The sequence below is a fragment of the Caballeronia mineralivorans PML1(12) genome (genome assembly GCF_001028175.1).
Classification (GTDB): domain Bacteria; phylum Pseudomonadota; class Gammaproteobacteria; order Burkholderiales; family Burkholderiaceae; genus Caballeronia; species Caballeronia mineralivorans.
Genome location: NZ_AEJF01000094.1, coordinates 1 through 22,303, shown reverse-complemented (window position 1 = coordinate 22,303; position 22,303 = coordinate 1). Strand labels below are relative to the sequence as shown.

Here is a 22,303-nt window from a genome sequence, read left to right as displayed (position 1 = left end):
CGGGCGCCGGCGGTTGCAGCTTCACCGGCGGCGCCTTGGGCGGAGGAGGCGGCGGTGGAACGATCACCTTGGGTGGTTCAGGCGGCGCCAGCACCAACTGGATCGCATGGTCAACGGGCTTGGGCTCGTCTTTATGCCCCGACAATGCGATCAGCGCGACCGCGGCGGCTATATGCAGCGCGATCGAGACGACCACGCCGGGACGCGCCCACCATCGATCACTCATTTGTGACGACGCGACGAGCAGATCGCTTGGATGGGAAAGGACTATGGCGTTCATCGGGCTATGACGTGCGTTGCAGGCACGTCCGTGAGTTGGATCGGATGGATCAGTGGTGGACGGTATTTCTATTCGCGACTTCAACCTTAGCAATAAAATATAGGATCACGAAACATCAATTCTTGATGAAGTTTCTCATCGTGCAGATATGTGAATGGGGTGCCGCATGAGCAGAGTGATCGACAATCATGCGGGTCACACGGCGAAGCGGTAAAACGAAAACGGCAGGTCCACGTCGTCTTGTCGTGGCGCGGTGTTGTCCTGCCTGTGTCTGCTGAACGCCGGTTTGGGAACAGCGTCGATCAGGCTGCGCGTATAAGCATGCGCGGGGCGGGACCAGATGCTTTCGTGGTCGCCGGATTCCACAATATTGCCGGTGTTCATCACCAGCACGCGATCGGCTATATAGCGAACCACGGAAAGATCGTGCGAGATGAACAGGTAGGAGAGCCCGAGCGATTGCTTCAACTCAACAAGCAAGTTCAGCACTTGTGCGCGGATGGACACGTCGAGCGCGGAAACGGGTTCATCGCAGATCACGAGCTTCGGCTGCAGCACCAGGGCGCGCGCAATCCCGATCCTCTGCCGCTGGCCGCCCGAAAACTCGTGCGCAAAACGCTGCAGCGATTTTGACGCGAGCCCCACGCGATCCGTGATGTCCGCTATGCGCCGGCGCCTTTCATGTTTGTCAGCAACACCATGGACGATCAGCGCTGCATCGAGAATATCCAGCACGCGCTGGCGCGGATTCAATGACGCGTACGGGTCCTGGAAGATCATCTGGATCTTTGGGCGGATTGCGCGCAGCTTGCTGCCACCCAGATGCGTAATGTCCTCGCCGTCGAGGCTGATGGTGCCGCTCGTCGACTGGATCAGCCGCAGGATGGTCCGGGACAGCGTGGACTTCCCACATCCCGACTCGCCGACCAGGCCCACCGTTTCATCGTGACCCACATCGAAGGACACGCCATCCACCACGTTGCCCTTGTCGTAGCGCGTGACAAGATCGCGCACGGCGAGCAGCGGTGCCCGATTGTCCGCTGCCGCCGCGCGAACATACGGGCTGCGCGTGAAGACAATATTCGGCGCGCTTGCAATGCGTTCATCGCTGAGCGAGAAGTCGCGCAGGCCGGTGTCCGTGTCGATGTGCGTGCGAATCTCGGTGAGACGGCGCGTGCGATAGTGCAGATCCTGGTCGAGCGTGAGCGACGCCCCCAGCAATCCCTTGGTGTACGGGTGACGCGGCTGCGTGAAGATGCGCTGGGTCGCGCCGTCCTCCACGGCTTCGCCGCTATACATTACCGCGACGCGGTTCGCATACTGGCCGACCACGCCGAGATCGTGCGTGATGAGCAGCACGGCCATCGACAAGTCACGGCGCAGCGAATCGAGCAGTTGCAGGATCTGCGCCTGGATGGTGACGTCGAGCGCGGTCGTGGGTTCGTCTGCAATCAGCAAGCGCGGCCGGCATGCCACGGCCATCGCAATCATTACGCGCTGGCGCTGGCCGCCCGACAAACTGTGCGGATAGTCGTGCGCGCGTTTGGCGGGTTCCGGCAGCCTCACCAGATCGAGCAATTCGGTCGCGCGTTTCCAGGCAGCATCGGCTGATAGCGGCTCGTGCCGGCGCAGCACTTCCACAATCTGATTTCCTACCGTCATCACCGGATTCAGGCAGGTCATCGGCTCCTGAAAAATCATGGAGATCGCATTGCCGCGGATCGAACGCATGGTCGGCTTCGACAGTCCGACCAGGTCACGGCCCTCGAAATCGATCCTGCCTTCGAGCGTGGCGCTGGATGGCAACAACTGCATGATCGCGAGCGCGGTAGTGGACTTGCCGCAACCCGACTCGCCGACGAGCGCGAGCATTTCGTTCTCGTGCACCGTGAAGCTCAGGTTGTTCACTGCATGCTGCGCGCCGAAACGCACAGCGAGCTGATCGACTTCCAATATGGGTTTCATCATGAACGCTCGGCGAGGCGCGGGTTGAGGGCGTCGTTGAGGCCGTCGCCGAGCAGGTTCAGCGCGAGCACCGTCAGCACGAGCGCACCTCCTGGCAAGGCGGTCAGGTACCACGCAGTGCGTAGCATTTCGCGGCCGTCGCCAATCATGCTGCCCCAGCTCACCACGTTCGGGTCTCCCATGCCCAGGAACGACAGCGCAGACTCCATGAGAATGGCGGTGGCCACCATGACAGAGGTCGTCACGATGATAGGGGGCAGCGCGTTCGGCAGTATTTCGCGCCAGATAATGCGGGCGTGACCGAAGCCCAGGCTGCGGGCGGCCATGACGAAGTCGCTCTGCACGAGCGAGCGAAACTCCGCGCGCACGAGGCGCGTGATGGTGGGCCAGGAGGTGACGCCGATCGCCAGCGAAATGACGGTCATCGAGGGATGTCCGATCGAGACAATCACGATCACGAACAGGAACGACGGCGTGGTCTGGAACAGTTCGGTCACGCGCATGAGGATGTCGTCGACCCAGCCGCCGAAGTAGCCGGCCAACGCGCCGACCAGTGTGCCGATCACCACGCCGATCAGCGCGGCCGTCACGCCGATGGCGAGCGACGCACGGCTGCCATGCGCGAGTTCCGCGAGCACGTCGCGACCGAGGGAGTCCGTGCCTAACCAGTATTGCGGGTCCTGTCCGGGAGCAAGCAAGGGTTGGCCGACTATATCGAGAGGGTCACCGGGGAAGAGCCTGCCGGCGAAAAGTGCGATGAGGAGCAGCGCAAGCAGCAACGCGGCGCCGCTGACCACGGAAGGATTGCGCGCGAGTGCCCTGAGCGCAGGCCAGCGGCGTGCTTCCAGGTGTTCCTGCGAAACGTCACTCGGTCCGCGGCCAAAGCGTCCGAATCGTCCGAGCCAAAGGGCGGCGAATTGGCGGCGCCAACTGCTGCGCTCAAGCAGCTCTGCAGCGGTGTCGCGCAAGAGCCGATTGACGCCGGGCTGAACGGGTGAACCATCGGCGTGTTCGAGAGGTGAATCGAGAGGCGAATGATTGGATGACATGGGGGACTTTTTAACGAAGCGCGATGCGCGGGTCGAGCCAGGCGTGCAGCAGATCAACGAGTACGTTGGCCACAATCACGAGCATGGATGACAGCAACAACACGCCAAGCAGCACGTTGTAGTCGCGGCCCTGTACGGCTTCGAGCGCAAGGCGCCCGAGTCCGGGCCAGCTAAAGACGGTCTCGATCACGGCGGCCCCGCCGAGCAGATTGCCCAGGTGCATGCCGGCCACGGTGGTGATTGGCAACAGCGCGTTGCGCAGCACGTGGCGCGCGGTCACGAAAAGCGGATGCAGGCCCTTGGCCTGCGCGGTGCGCACATAGTCCTGCCGTTGGACTTCAAGCATCGCGACACGGGTGAGGCGGGCATAGATGGCGACGAAGAAGCTTGCCAGTGCGAGCGCGGGCAGCACGGCGTGACTGACGCGATCCACGAACCAGTCCCAGCCGGTGAGATTCACGCCGAGCGTCATGTCCCCACCACTCGGCAGCCATCCGAGCTTGACCGAGAACAGAACGATTGCCATGAGCGCGAGCCAGAAGCCTGGCATGGAGTAAAGAACCAGTGCAAGAAACGACAGCACGCGATCGGGCCACTTGCCGGCCCAGGTTGCCATCGCCACGCCGATGATAATGCCGGCCACGATGGCGAACACCAGCGCACTCACCATGAGGATCAGCGTATTCGGCAGGCGGGCCATGATCAACGTCATGACCGGCGTATTGAAGCGCGGCGAAAATCCCAAGCTGAAGTGCGAAAGATGCTTCAAGTATGCAAGCAACTGTTGCCACAGGGTCAGGTCGAGGCCGAAGTGGTGACGCATCATCGCCATGGTCTCGGCGGTGGCCGAGCCCGATTCGCCTGCCAGCACATCGGCGGCGTCGCCAGGCACGAGCTGCAGCAGCGCGAAATTGAGCACCACCACTGCTATCACCGTCGGTATGGCTTGCGCTCCAGTGCGGCGCAAACGTAGCGCCACGCGTTTCAAGATAGAGGAATTCATGCGATCGGTTCCGGTTCAGGGACTCAGGTACACGTCGGAGAAATTCGAATCAAGGCCGTCAGGCGATGTGGTGTGGTGGTGCACGCGCTTGTTGTAGATGGTCACCTGCTGTTGCTCGACCAGGTTCACATCGGGGAGATCACGGCCCACGATTTGCTGGAACTGCCCGAACAGTTGTTTGCGTTTAGCCTCGTTGGGCTCGACCGCCGCTTGCTCGAGCAAGCGGTCAACCTCCGGGTTGCTGTAGCCGGACGCGTTCGTGAACGGCACCCCTTTGCGGATGCTTTGCGACCAGTAAAGACGTTGTACTCCGACGGTCGGATCGAAGAGATTACTCATGCCGTTGACCGCGATATCGAAGTCATGGTCCGAATAGACGCGCCTGAGGTAGGACGGCAGGTCCTGGTTGCGAATCGTCACCGAGACGCCGATCTTCGCGAGCGCCGAACGCAGGTAGGCAGCCGTGCGCTGCGGGATATCGCTGATTGGCAACGGATCGACAATGACACTGAAACGCACACCGTCGCTGTTGCGGGGAAGTCCTGCGGCATCGAGCAGCGCGTTGGCCTTGGCTACATCGAAGGGGTAGGGGGTGGGTGTCGGATCGTGATACGGGCCTTCAGGAATAATCGGACTGCTTAGCACACTCGCATAGCCGTAGTAGATCGTCTTCGCGATCACATTGCGGTCGATCGCCCGCGCGATCGCCTGGCGTACAGCGGGCACTTTCAGGTACTGGTTGCTTAGGTTGAACTCCACCCGCACCACGCCGGCTTCGAACTCATAGCCGCGCGTTTCAATGCCGAGCTTCGGATTCTGCTTGAGCCGGGCGATGTCGGAAAGCGGTATCGGCGTATTGCCGCCCAGGTCGACGGAACCCGTCTCGAACGCGATCGAGCGTGCCGGCGCGTCTGGAATCAGCTTGACGATTATCTTGTCGAGATAAGGCTTCGGTTTGTCCCAGTAGTCCGGATTCCGCTCATATTCGATGTAGCTGCCACGCACCCATTTCACGAACCTGAACGGCCCCGTGCCGATGGGCGCGTTGTTGTTCTGGTTCGAAAACGGGTCGGTTCCCTCATAGACATGTTTGGGCTCGATCGGCGATTCGCTCGCTGAAAACGCCTTGATGAGGAAAGGCGAAGGCTTCGACAGCACAAGCACGGCGGTGAACGCATCGGGTGTCCTGACTTCCGTCACGTTCGCAAAGGTGCTCTTGCCGCGCGGATGCACACGCTTGAGCAGTTCGATGGAGTAAGCAACGTCGGCTGACGTAAAGTCCTGTCCGTCGTGCCACTTCACTCCATGGCGCAGGTGGAACGTGTACTGCAGGCCGTCCGGACTGATCGACCAGGACGTCGCGAGTTGAGGCCCGGGGTGCAGGGCAAAGTCATAGGTCAGGAGCCCCTCGGTGACCTTCGTGCTGACCTTGAGGGTCGGCACGGCCGTGTTGGTCAGGTCGATGAGGGTAGGCGGCTCGGGGTCGACCACGAAATTGAGCGTGCCGCCGCGTACCGGCTGCGAAACGTCGGCAGCGGTTGCACCTGGGGACGAACCCGCGATTAGCAAGGCGGTGCTGGCAACCATGCAGGCGACAATGAACCGCCGCGGCGGCAACGCAAATCTCATCGATGAAATCCTGGTGCGTGGAAGTGGGGCCGGGGTTATCAGGCCGAGTTATTACGCTGGTTATTACGCCGGGACCGCGAGATGTCGTTCCGCCAGCAGCGCGCGAGCCGCCGCGAGCGGCACGGGATCGATCCAGCTTGCTATATCGAAGTCTTGTGCAATAAATTCGTGCTTGAACAGAAACCGCTTGAAGTGATCGAGCGCCGCTATCGCGTTGCGATCGAGGCCAATCTGTAGTTGCGTCGCCAGTTGCGAACCATAAGCATGTTTCGCCCAATGCTCGGCCGAGCGGGTTTCGCGCGCGACATAAGCGGTTGCATCCTGTGGATGCGCGCTTGCCCATTCGCCCGCCTGAATGGCTCGCGACAGCACGCGTGCAACCAGGTCGGGGCGTTCGCGCAACAACCCGGCATCGACCGTCAACGGCCGCGGTGTGCCGTTGTTGGCATGGGCGAGGCGGTCCGGCTGGTCGCTGAGATCGACGATCGCGCGGGCGCCAATCAGATTCGCCGCTTCCAGTCCGCTCGCGCCCTTCACGAAGACCACGTCGACTTCATCGCGTACCAGCGCAAGCGCTTCGAAGCTGAATTCGTGGCCACGTTCGGTCGCGAGCAATCGCGCTGCGCCGCTATCGAGTACGGCGGGTTCATCGGCGAGACCACGCGGCGCGGTCGGAAGATCGACCAGTTTCACGTCGTCAAGCGTGAGGCCCACCGCGCCGAGCAGTGTGACGAAGCCGCGCAGCGCCGTTGCGCGATGAAAGTCGACCACCTTTGCGCGAGTGTTGCGCGGCAGGCCGAAGCGTCGTCCGCGCAGGTCGGCCGGCCCTTCAATCCCGGTAGAAGGCAGTGCGACCAGTCCCTGAAATTCGTCTACCCACGAGAGCCCAATCACGCGCGTGTCCGCACCTTGCGCCCGCGCCCAGAGCGCGGGAATGTTGCCGCCCTGGCGAAACGAATGCGCTTGCGCATGCGTGAAGTGCGATTGCCGGATCACAGGGTCGCTGGAATCCTGCAACGCCTGGATGTCGATACCATCGTTGCGAAACTCATCCTGCAGCCAACCTTGCTGGATGGCGATGCCGAACGGCGTGGGTGCAGGGCAACGCGTGTACCAGAGACGTTTGACGGGCGTGTTCTCGGTCGATTGGGTCATGGCGCGTCCAGGAAAAGTAGGGTTCGAGCGAAGTGGGCAACGCTTCGCTCCGTGACCTTTGCGAAGCAGTACAGCTCTTGATCTTAGAGAGTCGCGATGACTGCGCATACGAAGCATTCGTCGTAAATATATGAGGCGGATGCTGATATCCGAAGTCATCGGAATACGGCTTCATGTACGGCCTTTCGTGCGGCTTCACGTGTTAAGGGACGTCCTCGGCTGACGGCCAAAGAACGGGTGGCCCGGATCGTTGAAGCCCGGTGTGGACGCATGGCCCGGCGTCACGAGAGAATCCACGAACGCTTCGTCCTCCGCAGTAAAGCGATACTCGAGCGCGGGCAAATAGTCGTCCCATTGCGCTTCAGTGCGCGGCCCGGTAATGGCCGCCGTGATCAGCTTGTTGTTCAGCACCCACGCGAGCGCGAATTGACCCGGTGTGATGCCGCGCTCTTCGGCATGCCGCTTGACCTGCTGCGCAAGCGTCAGCGATTCGGGACGCCATTCTGTTTGTTGCAGGCGCTTGTCCTGCCGGCCTGCGCGCGTGCCGGCTTCGGGTGTCTGGTCTGGCTGGTACTTTGCTGTGAGCACGCCACGCGCAAGAGGGCTGTAAGGCACAACGCCAAGCCCATAATAATCAGCCGCTTCAAGCTGCTCGATTTCAACTTGCCGGTTTGCAAGGTTGTAGAGCGGCTGCGAAGCGATGGGCCGGTCGACGCCGAGTGCATCGGCGGTACGGCTGAACTCGGCCAGCTTCCACGCGCGATGATTCGACAACCCGTAGTGACGGATCTTGCCCGCGCGAATCAGATCATCAAGTGCGCGAACCGTTTCCGCGACAGGCGTGTCGTGGTCTTCGCGATGGAGGTACAGCAAGTCGATATAACCGCCGCCGAGACGCTTCAGGCTACGGTCCACGGCCTCGATGATGTACTTGCGTGATGCGCCGCGATCGTTCGGACCATCACCGCGCGGGCTGGCAATCTTCGTGGCCAGCACCCAGCTATAGCGGCGGTCCGCGATCAGCCGGCCGACGACCTCCTCGGAGGCGCCGCCCGCGTAGCCGTCGGCGGTATCGATGAAATTGACGCCTTGTTCGAAGGCTTTTTCCGTGATGCGGCGCGCGGTCGGCTCGTCAGTCTGGCCGCCGAACATCATGGTGCCGAGGACCAGCGGTGACACCTTGATGCCGCTACGGCCGAGGTTTCTATAAAAGTTGCGATGTGTTGTCATTGGGTTCTCTCTTTGGTGTAAGTGAGTGGAGATACTTTGATCAAATTGGGATCAGAGCCGGAGGCCGGCTTGCTTGAGCAAGGGCAGAATGCGATCGCCGAAATAGCCGAGTTCAGGAAGGAAGTCGTAGAAACCGAGCTGCACGCCGTCGATCCCCGTCTTCTTCAGCGCGACGAGTTGCTCGACCACTTGCTCGGGCGTCCCGATGATCTCGATGTTGCCGCCAAGTCCAAGTCCCTGTTTGTGCGATGCATCCCCGCGGCCGCGCCATGCGTGCGCGTCGCTGTCATAACCGGCGAATGCTCCCTTGATGGCGTTGCGGGATATCGCATTGGCATACTCAATCGTTTCGCGCTCGGTGTCGCGGCTCACGATGACGGGATTGATCACGGTGCGCACGGTGCGGCCCACGCGTGCTGCTTGCGCCTTGATGTTGGCGATATGCGTGGGGAGGGTTTCCAGCGCACTATCGATATGCGCGCCACCGGGACTCGTAATGAACACGATGTCCGAATACTTCGCAGCAAACGCGATACCCGCTTCGGAGCCGGTCGCGTTCACCAGCACCGGACGTCCGAACAGCGGTTTCGGTGTGATGTAGCCGTTGTGTACTTTCCACGGCGACTTGCCTTCGAATGAGAAGTTTTCGGTATCGGTCCACAGCCGCTGGACGACATCGAATAGTTCGCTGGCGAGCTCATAGCGCGTGTCGTGTTCAATACGATCCCAGCCGAACATCTCGTGCTCGACGGCACGATGCCCGGTGACGATGTTGATGCCCCACCGGCCCTTCGAAATATGATCGAGCGTGGCGCCGTACTTGGCCAGATGCAGCGGATGTATCGGACCGTAGAGCACGTGGATGGTCGAGATCAGCAGGATGTTCTTGGTGATCGCGGCCATGGCGCCGAGCGCAACGAAAGCATCAAGCGAGGCTTCGCCGTCATAGCCGCCTTTTGGCAGCCATTGCGTTCGGCTGAACGCCAGTTCGAAGCCAAGATCATCTGCCTTGCGCACCACCTCCGCGTTGTAATCGAAAGTCCAGGTCGAGGTGGTCGGGAACGTCGACAACCGGATGTCCTGCAGATTCAGGAAGACCCCCAGCATCAGGGGCTGCTTGAGCGCGTTGGCAAGCGGACTGCCGGGAATGTCAGCCGGAGAAACCGTTTCGTATGTCATCAAAACTCCTTAATCGCCGAGCAGCATGAAGCCGTTTTCACGCGGTCTGGGCGGGATCACCAGACAACATCAAGACGTGCGTAATAGAACCCCCCATTCACGCCATAGGGCGAAAACCAGCTTGGATTCGGCGTGGAAACCGGGAAACCAAAATACTGGATGGCCGCGGCGGGGAGGTTCGGCGGCTTCTTGTTGAACAGGTTGTTCGCGCCAATCGAAAGCCTGGATTTCTTCGTGAGCCAGTAACTTAGATTCAGGTCCGTGATGAAGGCCGCCGGCACATATTCATCACGATTAGCGGCAATCGCATTGAGCCCGACCACGCTGGAATAGCGGGTCTCTTTCACAAAGACGCCGAACTTGCCGTAAGTCCAGTCACCGGACAGCGATGTAACGTTCTTCGGATTCGCCACTGTCAGGCGCCCTTGAGCATCACGTCCAATTAGCTGAATACCATTCGCGCTTAATACGGATGGATTGTTCAGACTCCGGATTTGCTGATTCTGCTGGGTGCTCATGAAGGTCCACTTCACATCGCCGTATTTGCCTAGCGGCGTGAAGTAATCGGCGATCACGTCAACGCCTTGCGTCACGGTTGTGCCTGCATTGGCAAAATACGAAACCGTCTGGTTCGGACTTTGTCCCGCAGCCGTGAGCAGCGCCTGTACGGCGCTGCCTTGCAAGGCCGTCGACTGGACAATGCGGTTCTCGATCACGATCTGGTATGCATCGACCGAAACATTCAGCCGCTCGATCGGCTTGAGCACGAAACCTACGCTGAAGCTGGTCGATTTCTCCGGCTTGAGTTGCGTGGCGCCCAGTGCCTGTGCGGCAGGGTTCGACGCGGGGACGAGCTTGCTGATCTGCTGGATCCATGCGCCGGTGAAAACGTTGCGGTTATAGCTGGAGCTGATGTTCGTGAAGTAAGTGTCTTGCAACGAAGGTGCGGAAAAACCATTACTGACCGTCCCCCGAACGGCAATCGCCGGGGAGAATTCATAACGGGTCGAGAGCTTGCCGCTCGCCACGTTACCAATACCCTGGTCGTAATGCTCAAAGCGCCCTGCAAGGTCGACGGTCCACTTGCTAGTCAATGCCTGCGCCAAGTCGATATAAGCAGCGTCATTGGTGCGTCCATAGGACCCCGCTGCGGATGGCGAGAAGCCCCCCATGCCTGCGGAGCCCGGTGAAATAGGCTGGCCTGCGAACGGGCCGGTTGTAGGCACGTACCCGCCTTGTGCATACGATTGGTAGTCGCCAACGGTCTGCTGGAACTCATCGTATCGATGCTCGAAGCCGAAGGACACTTGCAACGGCTTGTCGAACAAACCGGTGTTTATCTTGCGGGTCAAGTCGAGGTTGGTCGTCCACTCGCTCGCAATCAGGCTGCCCAAATAAAAGTTGGTGGCGCTCGCGGCTCCAAACGAAGGGCTCAACGCGTTGTTGTCCTCGACCCGTGCATCGTCGCGGCCATACGACGTGCTCAGGTCCCAGTCCCAACCTAGCAGGTTGGTTCCCTTGACCCCCGCGACCACCTGATAGTCGTTGTCCTGCACCGCGAATTGCGGCAGGAAGCCTTCAGGATAAAACGCGAGGTTGTTCTGCGAAGAGCTAGCCGACCGGTACGTTCCGAAACCTTGTGAGAACCGGTGGCTGTATGTTGCATTCGAATAAACCTGAATGGCATCGTTAATCGGCAGATTAAAGTTATAAGAGAAATTTTGCGTCTGCGTATTCGGTTGACCCATTATCTGCCGATAACGGGAATTGGTCGTTTCGCGCGGATCGGGAGACCCGTTAGGCAGCAGAGGGTATATGTTCGTGTTGTTCGGGACGGGCCCCGCCACGTTCGTGTCCTTCTGCGTGATCACCGCGGCGCTTAGATTCAACGAGCCGCCGTGCGGAAGCGCAATACCCTGATTTAGCGAAAAGTCCCCGGTTTTCCCGTTCTGCCCGAGACCGCCTACGTTCGCATTGGCGTTTTGTCCATATGAGGTGCTAAGGCTGCCGCCGCTCGAGTCGGATTTGAGAATGATATTAATCACGCCCGCAATGGCGTCCGACCCGTACTGCGCGGCAGCGCCATCTTTAAGGATTTCGATGTGGTCGATTGCACTCACCGGTATCAGGTCGAGATCGGTTCCCGTTCCGCCGATGCCCGCGATGGTCACCGCCGACGAATGCCGCCGCTTGCCGTTCACAAGCACCAGGACTTCGTTACCGCTCAGTCCGCGCAGACTCGCGGTGTTCACGCCAATGCCCTGCTGGCCCTTGAAACCGGGCACGTTTGCGTAAGTAGGATCGAGCGACGCGAGTGCGTCACGCAGATTCTGTTTGCCGGTCTTGGCCAGCTCCGCGTCGGTCACGACCGTGATGGGCGCTAGACTGTCGGCGACCGTCTTGGTGTCGCCACGCGAGCCAGTGGTGACCACAACGTCCTGAACCTTTGCCACGTCATTGCCGGTTGCCGCTGATTGCGCCCATGCACCGGCGCCATACAAACTTCCGAGGGCCACCGAAATGGCGGCCAGCCGCGGCGTATTGCGCTTCGAGATACGAGCGTTTCGTCTATTGGGCCGAGACATAGTGATCCTTGATGCACGCCTGGGGCTTCGCTCAAGTAATAGCGGGGGCGTGCGATTAAATGGAATTAACAGTGCGTTCTCAATCAAGCCGGAAAATTGGCGCGCAACATCGCCCGTTCCTCTAGCGCTGAGAGGCGGAAACTGAACGAGTGGGAAAGTCATTTACCGAAGTGCATCCGTACGATATCAAAATTACTTTCTATTCCTAACGAACTATTTCTTATTTCGTTGTGTCGTATTGTTTCAGTTTCCGATTCCTTGCGGATAAGCAAGTGCGTGCGTCATGATTGTCCGCATCAGTGGCGATTTCCATTACACAGCATGACGCAGCAGCTACGCACGGTGTCAAAACACACGGCCTTCGTCGAAATCGGCCCGCTCGCCGTTCAGGTAGTAATCGCCTATCACCCGGCCCTTCAGAAGCAACGGATTGTGATTGAGGATCGTGCGGATATTTCGCCAGTGGCGGTCGAAGTCATACTTGCGTGAAGTGGCCGATCCACCGCCCGTATCGAAGAGCTTTTCGGCTGCGCGAATGGCTAGCTTGCCGACCACGATCTGCGCCTTCGAGTTCGCGAGCGCACTCGCCATGACGAGCTCATCGAGATTCGGCGCGCCCGTGACAATGCCAGTCGCTGCAGCGTCGAGCGTTCGCGCTACGTCGGCAATGATCACGTTGATCGCATGGGAGGCCGCGGCTATGTCACCAATCACCTGCTGCACAAAATGATCGCCTCGCGCCGTTTCGGAGTGGCTGTGCTTGGCCGAGCGCGCCTGCTTCTGGGCGTACCCGACTGCATCGGTGAAGACATTGCGCACGATGCCGGCAATGCACGCGACCAGATGCAGTTGCGCGCGCGTGGCATTGTGCCGCCGCACGAACGGGTTACCGTCGAGTCGAGAGGTGATCTCGTCGGGGAACACTTCCACGTCATCGAGATCCACGCCGCCGCTTGCGGTGAGTCGCTGGCCCATGCCGTCCCAGTCGTCGAGGATCTGCACACCCTTGCGGTTGGCAGGAACCAGCGCACCGGTTACGCGGCCTTCTTCGTCGAGCGCGGTGAAACTGGTGTAGTCGCAGAAAGCCGCACCCGTTGCGTAGTATTTCTTGCCCGTCAGGATGTATCGGTCACCTTGCTTCACAAGCTTGGTGCGCAGCATGTTCGGCCGCGGCGTATTGATTTCCATATGTGCGCCGCCGAAGAGCTTTCCGGCCAGCACTTCCTTTACGTACTTCCGGCTGACCGGCGCGTCGGGATCGACGGCAATGGACTCAAGGAAGCCGAAATGACTGCGCAACGCGTGCGCCACGTTTGAATCCGCCGCGGCCAGGCTGCAGATGACCTCTACCTGATCAGCAAGGGTGCCGCCGGGGCCGCCTAAGTGCTTTGGCACGCGCAGCCATGTCAGCCCGGTCTGGCGCAGAGTGCGAAAAATTTCGAACGGCAACTCCCGGCCGAGCTCGCGAGCAACCGCGCCTTTGGCGATCTCTTCTGCAATGGAAGGAAGGTCGGCGAGGATCGCCTCACGGCTGCGGCGAGTCGGACCGGTCTGCAGATTGGGCTCTGGGTTGGGCCCTATTTCAGCCCGGTCGAGTGTTGATTTGCCGGCGGACGAGTCTTGCAGAAGCTGGACGGACATTGTCTCGCTTTCCTTGCATTGGGGTTGGGAATATCTGGAGACACCAGGGAAGCGGGTATGGACAGAGTGCAGCCACTCGCGCGCGTTGCTGGCTGATCCAGCCCGCTCTTTAGCCGCTCTTGGTCTGTCACTCCGACGCAGTCCGAGACGTAATCCAGCAGGTTAAGCGACGTAAGAGCAGCGTGTGCTTGCTTCAGCGAACCCTTGACGCTTCGAGCGACAGATTGAAGCATCGCGCTTGTAAGGTCGCAACGAAGCTATTGGAATTTTCTTTACACAGGAATGATCGGGAAATTATCAGTTGCGACTGCATAGTCTTTGCACCTCTGCTTGTTTCGTAGGTGCATCGATGAAGATGGCGTGACGTCGATGAGCGGCGCTGAACATGCGGTTTCGACGCAGGGTGGGCGCGGTTGAAAGTTTAACGAAAATATTCGTATTTTATCGATCTTACTAGTTAGGTTTACAAATTTATTCATGTTGAACAGGGCTAGGGCGAACGTGTTCGATCCAGACTGGCGAAGACATTCAATGTGTCAACTGCCGAACTGCTTATCGGGATTAAAAAAGCTAGCGCTGAACGGTGATTAGCTTTCAATGAACGATTCTTAGACCTTTGTGAACCCCGTCCCTATAATCGCCCACACTATTTTCAACGTTAAAGAGAGAGTCACTATGGTTCGCCGAGGCTTACGCTTGATCGCTACTGTTGTTGCTACGTTGATGGTTTCCCATGGCGCAGCGTTCGCAGCCGACTCAGCGCCTTTGAAAGTGGGTGTGCGCGGGGGTGTCGACGAACAGATCTGGGAGATCGTGACCCAGGTAGCGAAGAAGAACCACTTGCCAGTAGAGTCCATCGTTATTACGGGAACAGCTAGCCCTAACGAAGCACTCAACAACGGCGATCTCAATGCAAATTCGTTCCAGCACATCCCGTTCTTGCGAGATCAGGTAAAGCAACGGGGCTACAAGATCGTGCCTGTGGGCAACACGTACATCTCGCCAATTGCGTTTTACTCGAAGAAGTACAAGTCACTGGAGACCTTGCCGGATGGTGCGACGGTCAGCATTCCAAGCGACCCTAGCAATCAGACGCGCGCGCTGGTGATTCTGCGCGATCACAAGCTGATTACGCTGCGCGACGGCTTTGATCCGTTCACGGGAACGGCCACGTTGCAAGACGTCACGTCGAACCCCAAGAACCTTAAATTCGTAGAAGCCTCGGATATCGTGCAAGTACGTTCGCTCCCGGACGTCGATGCCGCGGCGATCGTCAATAACTTCGCTTCTGAAGCGGGCCTGTTCGCCACCCGCGACGGGATTGCGGTCGAGAGGAAGGACCACAATCCGTACGTCAACGTCATCGCGGTTCGTGAACAGGACAGGAATGCGCCGTGGGTCAAGAACCTGGTCAAGGCCTATCAGTCGCCCGAAGTGCGGACTTACATCGAGACGCATTTTAATGGCTCCGTCATTCCCGCGTTCTGACGGCATGCCTTTGAATAGCGCGTATGTCTCCGGCTTAAGCCAAATTCCCGTTCGAGGTTCATCTATTAACGATGTTCATGACTCTGTTCGCCGCGTGGTTAGCGGCCCGCTGCCGGACGCTAAGACGCTGGACGTTCATATTGCGTTTGAGAATTTGCAGAAACATTACTCAGGACGCAAAGGGACGGTCACGGCGCTCAGGGACGTCTCGTTCAATGTAGAACGCGGCGAAATCTTCGGCATTATTGGCCGTAGCGGGGCGGGTAAGTCGACGCTGCTGCGTGCGATAAACATGCTCGAATCGCCCAGTTCCGGGCGGGTGCGTGTCGATAATATCGACGTGGGGACGCTCGATGAGGATGCACTCGTTGCGCTGCGCCGGCGCATTGGCATGATCTTCCAGCACTTCAATTTGCTCTCCGCCAAGACCGTCAGGGAGAACGTCGGCCTGCCTTTGCGTGTTGCCGGGGTGAAACCGAAAATCGTGCAAGAGCGAGTTGACGCGCTGCTCGAACTCGTAGGGCTGCGTGATAAGGCGGACATTTACCCGGCCAAACTATCGGGCGGCCAGAAGCAGCGAGTGGGCATTGCCCGGGCGCTTGTTCACAATCCCGAGATCCTGCTCTGCGACGAGGCTACTTCAGCACTCGACCCGGAGACTACGCAATCCATTCTCGATCTGCTACGGGACATCAACCGCAAGCTCGGTCTGACCATTGTGCTGATCACGCACGATATGTCGGTCATTCGGGAAATTTGCCATAAGGTGCTGGTCCTGGATGGTGGGCAGGTCGTGGAGCGAGGAGAAGTCTGGGAGGTGTTCGGCAATCCACAAGCGGATGCAACCCGGGCATTGTTGCGACCACTGCTGCACGATCTACCGCTGGATCTGGCCGACAGGCTGGTGGCGGAACTGCGCGGACAGCCAGGTGAAACCATTCTCAAGGTCAGATTTCCGGGGAATGGACTTCCCGGTGGCGTTCCGTTCGCAGCCTTGGCTGCGCTGGGTCAAGGCGCGAACTTGTTGCATGGCGGATTGGATCGCCTTCGTGGCCATGCGCAGGGAAACCTGCTGATATCAGTTCCCGTGCAAGGGTGGAATGAAGAACAGGCGCGCAAGACGCTGCCGGCTGCTCACATAGAGGTGTTAGGTTATGTCCGCGCCAATACTTGACCGATACATACACGCGCTCCTTCAGACGCTGCTCATGGTGAGTGTGTCGATGGCGATCGCGATCGTGGCAGGTCTGATCATTGCTGTTGTACTGAATGCAACCGCTGTCGACGGGCTTTATCCAAAGCCGCGTTTGAACAAGACGTTGTCGATCGTCATCAATATGTTTCGGGCCATCCCCTTTATTATTTTACTGGTCGCGCTGTTGCCGGTGACCCGCTTCATTGTAGGGACGACGCTTGGCACATGGGCAGCCATCGTGCCGCTTAGCGCGAATCTCATACCGTTTTTTGCACGCATCGCACAGGTCAGCCTGAACAGCGTGGAGCCGGGCCTGATTGAAGCCGCGCGAGCAATGGGATGCCGGCGTTGGCATATCGTGCGGCACGTGTTACTGCCTGAAGCGCTTCCCAGCATTCTGGGCGGGATGACGGTGACTGCCATTGCCATGATCGATACCTCTGCCATGGCGGGAGCCGTGGGCGGCGGTGGCCTGGGCGACATGGCAATTCGATACGGCTACGAACGATACGAGACGCAAGTCATGTTCATGGTGATCGTGATCCTTATCGCTCTGGTCTCTATTGTGCAGTTCGCCGGCGAATGGCTTGCACGTCGCACCGACCATAAGCGTTGAGCGAAGGGTTCTGCCGAGTGCAGCATGCGAAGGCTTACATTGAATGAATCCGGGAATAGATAGGTTCATAAGTCGCTTGGAGCGGGTTTGGACCGCCACTACTATCGTTAGGAACCCGTCTTAGTTACAGGATCCTCAATGAAGCTCACGCAGGTTACCCTTCTCAACCGCATGCAGATTGGCCGCGATTACAATCCAACGTATTTGGCGCAACATTTCGACGTTACTACCGCGATCTTACGGGACACTCTTTGTGCACTTGCACAAGAGGGGTTCGTAAAAATGATCAACAAGGTGGATGGAAAAATAGCATTTCGCCGGGTAAAAACTGAACTGCCGGTACAAGGCGGCAATCCCGCTGAACCCTCCAGGAGTACCGCGACTTTTCCGGTTACGCGTCGTGTAACGGGCGTTCTCAGCGGCTATGGCGCCTCATTGGCAAGCGTGCGGGATCTCGCGCTATTGACACGAAGAATTTAGTTTTACAAAAAGGCATGATGTCGTCGTAGAGTATTTTCCGCAGCAGCGCGCACGTGGACGCCTTACATCAATGAGCCCAAGTACTTTGCAATCATCGTTCAGACCGGCCAAACTGGTGCCCGAATTGCTGCTTACGGATATAAACACCAGCTTGCGGTTCTGGCGTGATCTATGCGGTTTCAAGGTTGTTTATGATCGCCTGGATGAGGGCTTTGCCTATCTGGACCACGATGGCGCGCAAATCATGCTGGAGGAGCGAGGGCGAGGGCGAGGGCGAGGGCGAGGGCGAGGGCGAGGGCGAGGGCGAGGGCGAGGGCGAGGGCGAGGGCGTAACTGGACAACGGCTGTGCTGGAGGCACCGCTCGGACGAGGAATTAACTTTCAGGTTGGCGTAAAGACGCTTGCCCCGATTCTTGAAGCGTTGGAGCGTAACGACTGGCCTCTATTTCTCCCGCCCGAGGAAAAAATGGTACCGCACGGGTGGAATTGAATCGGGCGTGCAGCAGTTCCTGGTGCAAGACCCGGACGGTTATCTTGTGCGATTCTCGGCGAGCCTGGGCCAGCGCGGCACGTGATCAAGCGTTCAAGTCCGACAAACCACAAAGAGCGTTAGCCATGATCATCGCCCACTACTCCCATCGCTTGCCGGCCAATTACGATACCGGACTGATGCGCACCCGGGCGAAGGAACGGGGCCCGCTCTGGGACACCGTTCCGGAGCTTTACTTCAAGGTTTTTCTACTGCGCGAAAGCGGGCGCTACGGGGCCACCGCGAATAGTTATTCCTCGCTGTATCTGTGGCGCCAGGATGATGCATTCCGTGATTTCCTGGTAAGTGGCCGCTACAAGGTCGTGACAGATATTTTCGGCCGGGCGGGCATTCAAACACGGTTTGCGCTCGACGCGCGCATGGGCCACGCACACCGTGCCCGATTCGTCGTCAGGGAGGACCTGGGCATTCCTCTGGACGCAGACTTATCAGCCGTGTTCGCAAGCGAGGTCGAGCGGAACCGTGAAGTCGCTGAGCGATCAACAACAGTCGCGGCCGCAGTGGGCGTGGACACCCAGAACTGGACATTCACGCGCACCGTGCTGTTGGAGGATGAGCCGTTGGTAAGCGAAGTGGCCACGAGTTACGAGATCCTGCATCTCGCCAAGCCGCTTCTGGATACGCTTCCATTTTCTAACGCGGAATAGAAACGAGAAGTACCTGCGTGGAAACCGCGCGGAATACGGCTCACAGTCGCGTTCCCTCAATCATGTTTGCCGGGCGAGAACGGAAACAAAATTTGCCGTTTCGGCCTGCTTCGGCCGGTTGAAGACGTCTTCTGCCAAGCCGGATTCGATCACGCTGCCGCCGCTGAGGAACACGACCTCACGAGCAATCGATGCAGCGAGACGTAAATCATGCGTTGCAAACAGCATGGTCATGCCTTCTTTTGCGAGCTGGCTCAAGACATCGATCACTTCGGCCGCGAGTCCAGGGTCGAGCGCCGAGGTCGGTTCATCGCAGAGAAGAATATCTGGCGAGGGCGCCAGCGCCCTCGCAATGGCGACCCGCTGCTGCTGCCCGCCGGAGAGCGTGCTGGGCCAGGCATCGGCCTTCTGCGAGATCCCTACCTTCTCCAGCAGCGCGCTTGCTCGCATCCGCGCGCGCTCCTTGTCCCATCGCTGCACGGTGATCAGACCTTCCATCACGTTCTGTATCACCGTCCGGTGCGGGAACAACTGGAAGCTCTGGAAAACCATTCCCGTCTTGCGACGTATCCTGAGCACCGAATCGCGAGACGGTTTTTCCGTGGGACTGAATTCAACCCGTTCGTCGCCCAGCGTCAGCGATCCGGTGTCGGGAATCTCGAGCAGGTTCACGCAGCGCAGCAGCGTGCTCTTGCCGCTGCCCGACTGACCGATCAGTGCCGTGACCGTCCCCTGCGCAAGCTTGAGATCGACCGACTTGAGCACGTGATGCGCCCCGAAGGACTTCTGGATTTTATCGAGGGCTATCATCAGTGCCCTCTCTTGAAGAGCGCATGTTGGCCGAGTCTTATTTCAAGTTGAACCTGAGCCGACGACAACACGGAGCTGAACACCAGATAGATCAGTGCCGCTTCCGTGTACAGGATAAGCGGTTCATAGGTTACCGAAGCAATCCGCTGCGCCGCCTGAAATATCTCGGGCACTGTGAGCACTGCCGCAAGCGACGTGTCCTTGATCAATGCAATGAACGAGTTTGCGAGGGCGGGCAGCGCGACGCGTGCAGCCTGCGGCAGGACTGTTCGCCGCAGTGCTTGCGAACGCGTCATGCCCATGGAATACGCAGCTTCCCATTGCCCGTTGGGAATCGATTCAACCGCACCTCGGATCACTTCCGAGTTGTAAGCGCCCACGTTTAGCGAGAAGCCGATAATGGCCGCGGTGAGCGGGTCGAGCACGATCCCGACGTTGGGCAAGCCGTAGAAAATGACGAAGAGTTGCACGAGCAACGGCGAGCCCCGGATCAGCCACACATAGAACTGCGCAATCTTGACCGCCCATTGCGGTCCGAACAGCCGCACGAGCGCGGTGACGAATGCCAGCGTCAAGCCGAGTGCAAACGACGCGATGGTGAGCGGCACCGTGAACACGAGTCCCGCGTACAGGAGCGGCCAGAGTGACTCGACCATCAAGTGGAGCCATGCTGGCATAGTGTCGGCTCTCTAGAAGTTAGACAGAGGTGCTGAGTGCGCTGTTACTTCGATACATCCTTGCCGAAGTATTTCTGGGAGATCTTGTTATAGGTGCCGTCTGCCTTGATCTCGGAAAGCGCTTTATCGATGGCGGCCAGAAGCTCAGGATTGCCCTTCTGGATGATGACTCCGGAGTACTCGCTGTCAGCCGAATTGTCGATTGCCGCGATCTTCACCTTAGCGTCCGGCTTGTGCTTCTTGAAGTCGAGATAGGAGAGGCTATCGTTCACGGTTGCATCCACACGTCCGGACGTCAGCAAATCGATTGATTCGTTAAAGCCCTGTACACCGACTACGTCTGCGCCATGATCCTTGGCGATCTTGCCAAAGTTGCTGGTCAGGGTATTCGCCGACTTCTTGCCCTTCAGGTCGTCGAAGGTCTTGATCGTCGTGTTATCCGAGCGCACGATGAGTGCCGCATGGGACGCAATATACGGCTGCGAGAAATCGTACTTGGCTCGGCGGGCATCGGTGATGGATACCTCGTTGATCACCGCGTCGTAGCGGTTAGCATCAAGTCCGGCGATCAGCCCGTCCCACTTGCCTTCAACAAACTCTGGTTTAACACCAATCCGTTTTGCAATAGCCTGGCCGATTTCCACGTCGAAGCCTGTGAGCTTGCCCGATTCATCGTGGTAAGTGAAAGGTGCGTAAGTCCCTTCGGTTCCGATCTTGATGACACCGGCGCTCTTGATGCTTGCGAGATTATCGGCTGCGAAAGCTGTTGAGACGGCAGTCAACTGTACGATGCCGGCAAGCAGCATGGCTTTGAGAATCTTCATAGGGGTGACTCCTTAAACGTTTATCTATTGTCTTTTCGTCTTCGACCAAGCGAAGGCGAAATGCTTTGGCGCGACTGTAACAAGGGGGTTTAGTTTCGCAAAGCACAACTGTGTCGAAGGTTATGCCTGGATCGAATAAGGACGATGTGGTCCGTTACGCGATCTGTTAGTTAAGCGGCGGTTGAAAAATTCAGAGACGTTTTGACGCAAGGTCTAGTAGCCCCGGTGGATATCGACCAAATCTTCCAGCGTTGTGCCGTGAGTAAAGGCGTTGAAATTGCGGACGAACTTGGCTGCCAATTCAGTCGCATTGTGTGGACCAATCGCCGACGTATGGGGCGACAGGCGGACGTGCGGATGTGTATAGAACGGATGCCCAGCGGGTAGCGGTTCTGGCTCGGTAACGTCAAGCGAAGCTGAACCAACACGACCGTCGGCAAGCGCCTCAAGTAACGCTTCGTTATCGATTAATGAGCCGCGTGCAACATTGATCACATGCAGTCCTGGCTTTGCCTGGGCAAGCAACTCGCGGTTAACAATATGTCGGGTCGCTGCGGTGCCCGGCGCCGCAAGTACGAGATGGTCCGCTTCCCGCACCAGTTCATCGATACCGGCAACGAGCGTGACGCCGGGCAGGTCAGGCGCGGTAGAACCTTGCCGCCTCACAGCAATGACGCGGGCACCGAGTGCGAGCGCTTTCTGCCCAAGAGCCTGACCAATCGAGCCGAAGCCGAATATGCCGACCGTGCTGCCTTGCACCGTTGCGAGCGGTGTCAGGGCCCATTGCTGCGCGTCGTGAATCCAGATGTCAGGAAGGCGCTTCGCATGGGCAAAGATTGCGGCTATAGCGAATTCGGCAATCGCGGTGGAGGAGGTGCCGCGCGCAGTCGTAACAGGTAGTCCGTCAAGGAACCAACGCGGATAGAAGTCGATTCCTGAAGAACCGAGTTGCACCCAGCGCAACCCGAATGGCCACCCGGACGGGGCACGTTCCGGTGCACGCGCACCCCGTACGATGATCGGAGCCGCGATCAAGATCGAAGTCTGCTCAGGCAGGCCGGCCGGCACGCCGCGCGGTATGTCTACCACCTGGACTTCGGGTAGCAGCGCGCGTACTGCGTCATTGAATGGCTCGGCGAGCTGACTGGCTATGGTGACCATGGATTCTCAGAACAGGAGGTGACAGCCCGCCCAAGCATGCAAAGCAGGAAGATTAGTCAGTAGTGCGTGAACAAAAGAATCAGAAAGCGTAGAGCTGGCAAGCCGAAGTATCGTGATGTCGAAGCACACGTCGGCGCGT

Annotated in this window: 18 protein-coding genes and 1 pseudogene; 5 read left to right on the top strand and 14 right to left on the bottom strand. The window is 58.8% G+C overall.

Annotated features, from left to right (window positions below):
• From EOS_RS15575 to EOS_RS15530, 10 genes and pseudogenes are all read right to left on the bottom strand, one after another.
• Nucleotides 1-226: pseudogene (locus EOS_RS15575) on the bottom strand (hypothetical protein); the annotation flags it as partial.
• 249 nt (nucleotides 227-475) lie between these two features.
• Entirely contained in the window at nucleotides 476-2,245 is a 1,770-nt protein-coding gene (locus EOS_RS15570) for an ABC transporter ATP-binding protein (RefSeq protein WP_047847566.1), read from the bottom strand.
• Nucleotides 2,245-3,294: an ABC transporter permease gene (locus EOS_RS15565; protein ID WP_082163365.1), complete on the bottom strand. Its 1,050-nt coding sequence runs from the start codon at nucleotides 3,292-3,294 to the stop codon at nucleotides 2,245-2,247. The genes EOS_RS15570 and EOS_RS15565 overlap by 1 nt, the downstream gene beginning before the upstream one ends.
• A gap of 10 nt (nucleotides 3,295-3,304) precedes the next feature.
• Nucleotides 3,305-4,297 (bottom strand): ABC transporter permease, encoded by a 993-nt coding sequence (locus tag EOS_RS15560; RefSeq protein ID WP_047847561.1) that lies wholly within the window; start codon nucleotides 4,295-4,297, stop codon nucleotides 3,305-3,307.
• 15 nt (nucleotides 4,298-4,312) lie between these two features.
• On the bottom strand, nucleotides 4,313-5,926 hold the full coding sequence (locus tag EOS_RS15555) for an ABC transporter substrate-binding protein (RefSeq protein ID WP_047847560.1): 1,614 nt from the start codon (nucleotides 5,924-5,926) through the stop codon (nucleotides 4,313-4,315).
• A 63-nt stretch (nucleotides 5,927-5,989) separates the two neighbouring features.
• Nucleotides 5,990-7,081, bottom strand: coding sequence for an ABC transporter substrate-binding protein (locus tag EOS_RS15550; protein WP_047847559.1), 1,092 nt, complete (start codon nucleotides 7,079-7,081; stop codon nucleotides 5,990-5,992).
• Nucleotides 7,082-7,276: 195 nt separating this feature from the next.
• Entirely contained in the window at nucleotides 7,277-8,311 is a 1,035-nt protein-coding gene (locus EOS_RS15545; protein ID WP_047847558.1) for an aldo/keto reductase, read from the bottom strand.
• Between the two features lie 51 nt (nucleotides 8,312-8,362).
• Nucleotides 8,363-9,490: an LLM class flavin-dependent oxidoreductase gene (locus EOS_RS15540; protein ID WP_047847557.1), complete on the bottom strand. Its 1,128-nt coding sequence runs from the start codon at nucleotides 9,488-9,490 to the stop codon at nucleotides 8,363-8,365.
• Between the two features lie 56 nt (nucleotides 9,491-9,546).
• Nucleotides 9,547-12,075 (bottom strand): TonB-dependent receptor plug domain-containing protein, encoded by a 2,529-nt coding sequence (locus tag EOS_RS15535; protein ID WP_053063889.1) that lies wholly within the window; start codon nucleotides 12,073-12,075, stop codon nucleotides 9,547-9,549.
• A 345-nt stretch (nucleotides 12,076-12,420) separates the two neighbouring features.
• A complete protein-coding gene (locus tag EOS_RS15530) occupies nucleotides 12,421-13,716 on the bottom strand; it encodes an acyl-CoA dehydrogenase family protein (RefSeq protein ID WP_082163364.1) in 1,296 nt (431 codons plus the stop codon).
• 675 nt (nucleotides 13,717-14,391) lie between these two features.
• Here EOS_RS15530 and EOS_RS15525 point away from each other — a divergent pair.
• The 5 genes from EOS_RS15525 (at nucleotide 14,392) to EOS_RS15500 (ending at nucleotide 18,692) form a co-directional block, all read left to right on the top strand.
• A complete protein-coding gene (locus EOS_RS15525; RefSeq protein ID WP_047847556.1) occupies nucleotides 14,392-15,204 on the top strand; it encodes a MetQ/NlpA family ABC transporter substrate-binding protein in 813 nt (270 codons plus the stop codon).
• On the top strand, nucleotides 15,179-16,378 hold the full coding sequence (locus EOS_RS15520) for a methionine ABC transporter ATP-binding protein (RefSeq protein WP_235442830.1): 1,200 nt from the start codon (nucleotides 15,179-15,181) through the stop codon (nucleotides 16,376-16,378). The genes EOS_RS15525 and EOS_RS15520 overlap by 26 nt, the downstream gene beginning before the upstream one ends.
• Complete coding sequence (locus tag EOS_RS15515) at nucleotides 16,359-17,015, top strand: methionine ABC transporter permease (protein WP_047847554.1); 657 nt, start codon at nucleotides 16,359-16,361, stop codon at nucleotides 17,013-17,015. The genes EOS_RS15520 and EOS_RS15515 overlap by 20 nt, the downstream gene beginning before the upstream one ends.
• Before the next feature lie 138 nt (nucleotides 17,016-17,153).
• Complete coding sequence (locus EOS_RS15510; RefSeq protein WP_047847553.1) at nucleotides 17,154-17,495, top strand: hypothetical protein; 342 nt, start codon at nucleotides 17,154-17,156, stop codon at nucleotides 17,493-17,495.
• A gap of 615 nt (nucleotides 17,496-18,110) precedes the next feature.
• On the top strand, nucleotides 18,111-18,692 hold the full coding sequence (locus tag EOS_RS15500; protein WP_047847551.1) for a DUF4865 family protein: 582 nt from the start codon (nucleotides 18,111-18,113) through the stop codon (nucleotides 18,690-18,692).
• Between the two features lie 60 nt (nucleotides 18,693-18,752).
• Here the strand turns inward: EOS_RS15500 and EOS_RS15495 are convergent, their stop codons facing one another.
• The 4 genes from EOS_RS15495 to EOS_RS15480 form a co-directional block, all read right to left on the bottom strand.
• Complete coding sequence (locus tag EOS_RS15495; protein WP_047847550.1) at nucleotides 18,753-19,502, bottom strand: amino acid ABC transporter ATP-binding protein; 750 nt, start codon at nucleotides 19,500-19,502, stop codon at nucleotides 18,753-18,755.
• The gene (locus EOS_RS15490) at nucleotides 19,502-20,179 is read right to left on the bottom strand and encodes an amino acid ABC transporter permease (RefSeq protein ID WP_047847549.1); all 678 of its coding nucleotides are present in this window, start codon (nucleotides 20,177-20,179) and stop codon (nucleotides 19,502-19,504) included. Before EOS_RS15490 ends, EOS_RS15495 begins: the two co-directional genes overlap by 1 nt.
• Before the next feature lie 44 nt (nucleotides 20,180-20,223).
• Complete coding sequence (locus EOS_RS15485; RefSeq protein WP_047847548.1) at nucleotides 20,224-21,003, bottom strand: amino acid ABC transporter substrate-binding protein; 780 nt, start codon at nucleotides 21,001-21,003, stop codon at nucleotides 20,224-20,226.
• A gap of 213 nt (nucleotides 21,004-21,216) precedes the next feature.
• Nucleotides 21,217-22,164: an NAD(P)-dependent oxidoreductase gene (locus tag EOS_RS15480; protein ID WP_047847547.1), complete on the bottom strand. Its 948-nt coding sequence runs from the start codon at nucleotides 22,162-22,164 to the stop codon at nucleotides 21,217-21,219.
• Nucleotides 22,165-22,303 lie beyond the last annotated feature (139 nt).

Excerpts from the sequence above, each read along its gene's own strand:
- EOS_RS15570 (WP_047847566.1), bottom strand. The coding sequence starts at position 2,245 with ATGAAACCCATATTGGAAGTCGATCAGCTCGCTGTGCGTTTCGGCGCG.
- EOS_RS15565 (WP_082163365.1), bottom strand. The coding sequence starts at position 3,294 with ATGTCATCCAATCATTCGCCTCTCGATTCACCTCTCGAACACGCCGAT.
- EOS_RS15560 (WP_047847561.1), bottom strand. The coding sequence starts at position 4,297 with ATGAATTCCTCTATCTTGAAACGCGTGGCGCTACGTTTGCGCCGCACT.
- EOS_RS15555 (WP_047847560.1), bottom strand. The coding sequence starts at position 5,926 with ATGAGATTTGCGTTGCCGCCGCGGCGGTTCATTGTCGCCTGCATGGTT.
- EOS_RS15550 (WP_047847559.1), bottom strand. The coding sequence starts at position 7,081 with ATGACCCAATCGACCGAGAACACGCCCGTCAAACGTCTCTGGTACACG.
- EOS_RS15545 (WP_047847558.1), bottom strand. The coding sequence starts at position 8,311 with ATGACAACACATCGCAACTTTTATAGAAACCTCGGCCGTAGCGGCATC.
- EOS_RS15540 (WP_047847557.1), bottom strand. The coding sequence starts at position 9,490 with ATGACATACGAAACGGTTTCTCCGGCTGACATTCCCGGCAGTCCGCTT.
- EOS_RS15535 (WP_053063889.1), bottom strand. The coding sequence starts at position 12,075 with ATGTCTCGGCCCAATAGACGAAACGCTCGTATCTCGAAGCGCAATACG.
- EOS_RS15530 (WP_082163364.1), bottom strand. The coding sequence starts at position 13,716 with ATGTCCGTCCAGCTTCTGCAAGACTCGTCCGCCGGCAAATCAACACTC.
- EOS_RS15525 (WP_047847556.1), top strand. The coding sequence starts at position 14,392 with ATGGTTCGCCGAGGCTTACGCTTGATCGCTACTGTTGTTGCTACGTTG.
- EOS_RS15520 (WP_235442830.1), top strand. The coding sequence starts at position 15,179 with ATGGCTCCGTCATTCCCGCGTTCTGACGGCATGCCTTTGAATAGCGCG.
- EOS_RS15515 (WP_047847554.1), top strand. The coding sequence starts at position 16,359 with ATGTCCGCGCCAATACTTGACCGATACATACACGCGCTCCTTCAGACG.
- EOS_RS15510 (WP_047847553.1), top strand. The coding sequence starts at position 17,154 with ATGAAGCTCACGCAGGTTACCCTTCTCAACCGCATGCAGATTGGCCGC.
- EOS_RS15500 (WP_047847551.1), top strand. The coding sequence starts at position 18,111 with ATGATCATCGCCCACTACTCCCATCGCTTGCCGGCCAATTACGATACC.
- EOS_RS15495 (WP_047847550.1), bottom strand. The coding sequence starts at position 19,502 with ATGATAGCCCTCGATAAAATCCAGAAGTCCTTCGGGGCGCATCACGTG.
- EOS_RS15490 (WP_047847549.1), bottom strand. The coding sequence starts at position 20,179 with ATGCCAGCATGGCTCCACTTGATGGTCGAGTCACTCTGGCCGCTCCTG.
- EOS_RS15485 (WP_047847548.1), bottom strand. The coding sequence starts at position 21,003 with ATGAAGATTCTCAAAGCCATGCTGCTTGCCGGCATCGTACAGTTGACT.
- EOS_RS15480 (WP_047847547.1), bottom strand. The coding sequence starts at position 22,164 with ATGGTCACCATAGCCAGTCAGCTCGCCGAGCCATTCAATGACGCAGTA.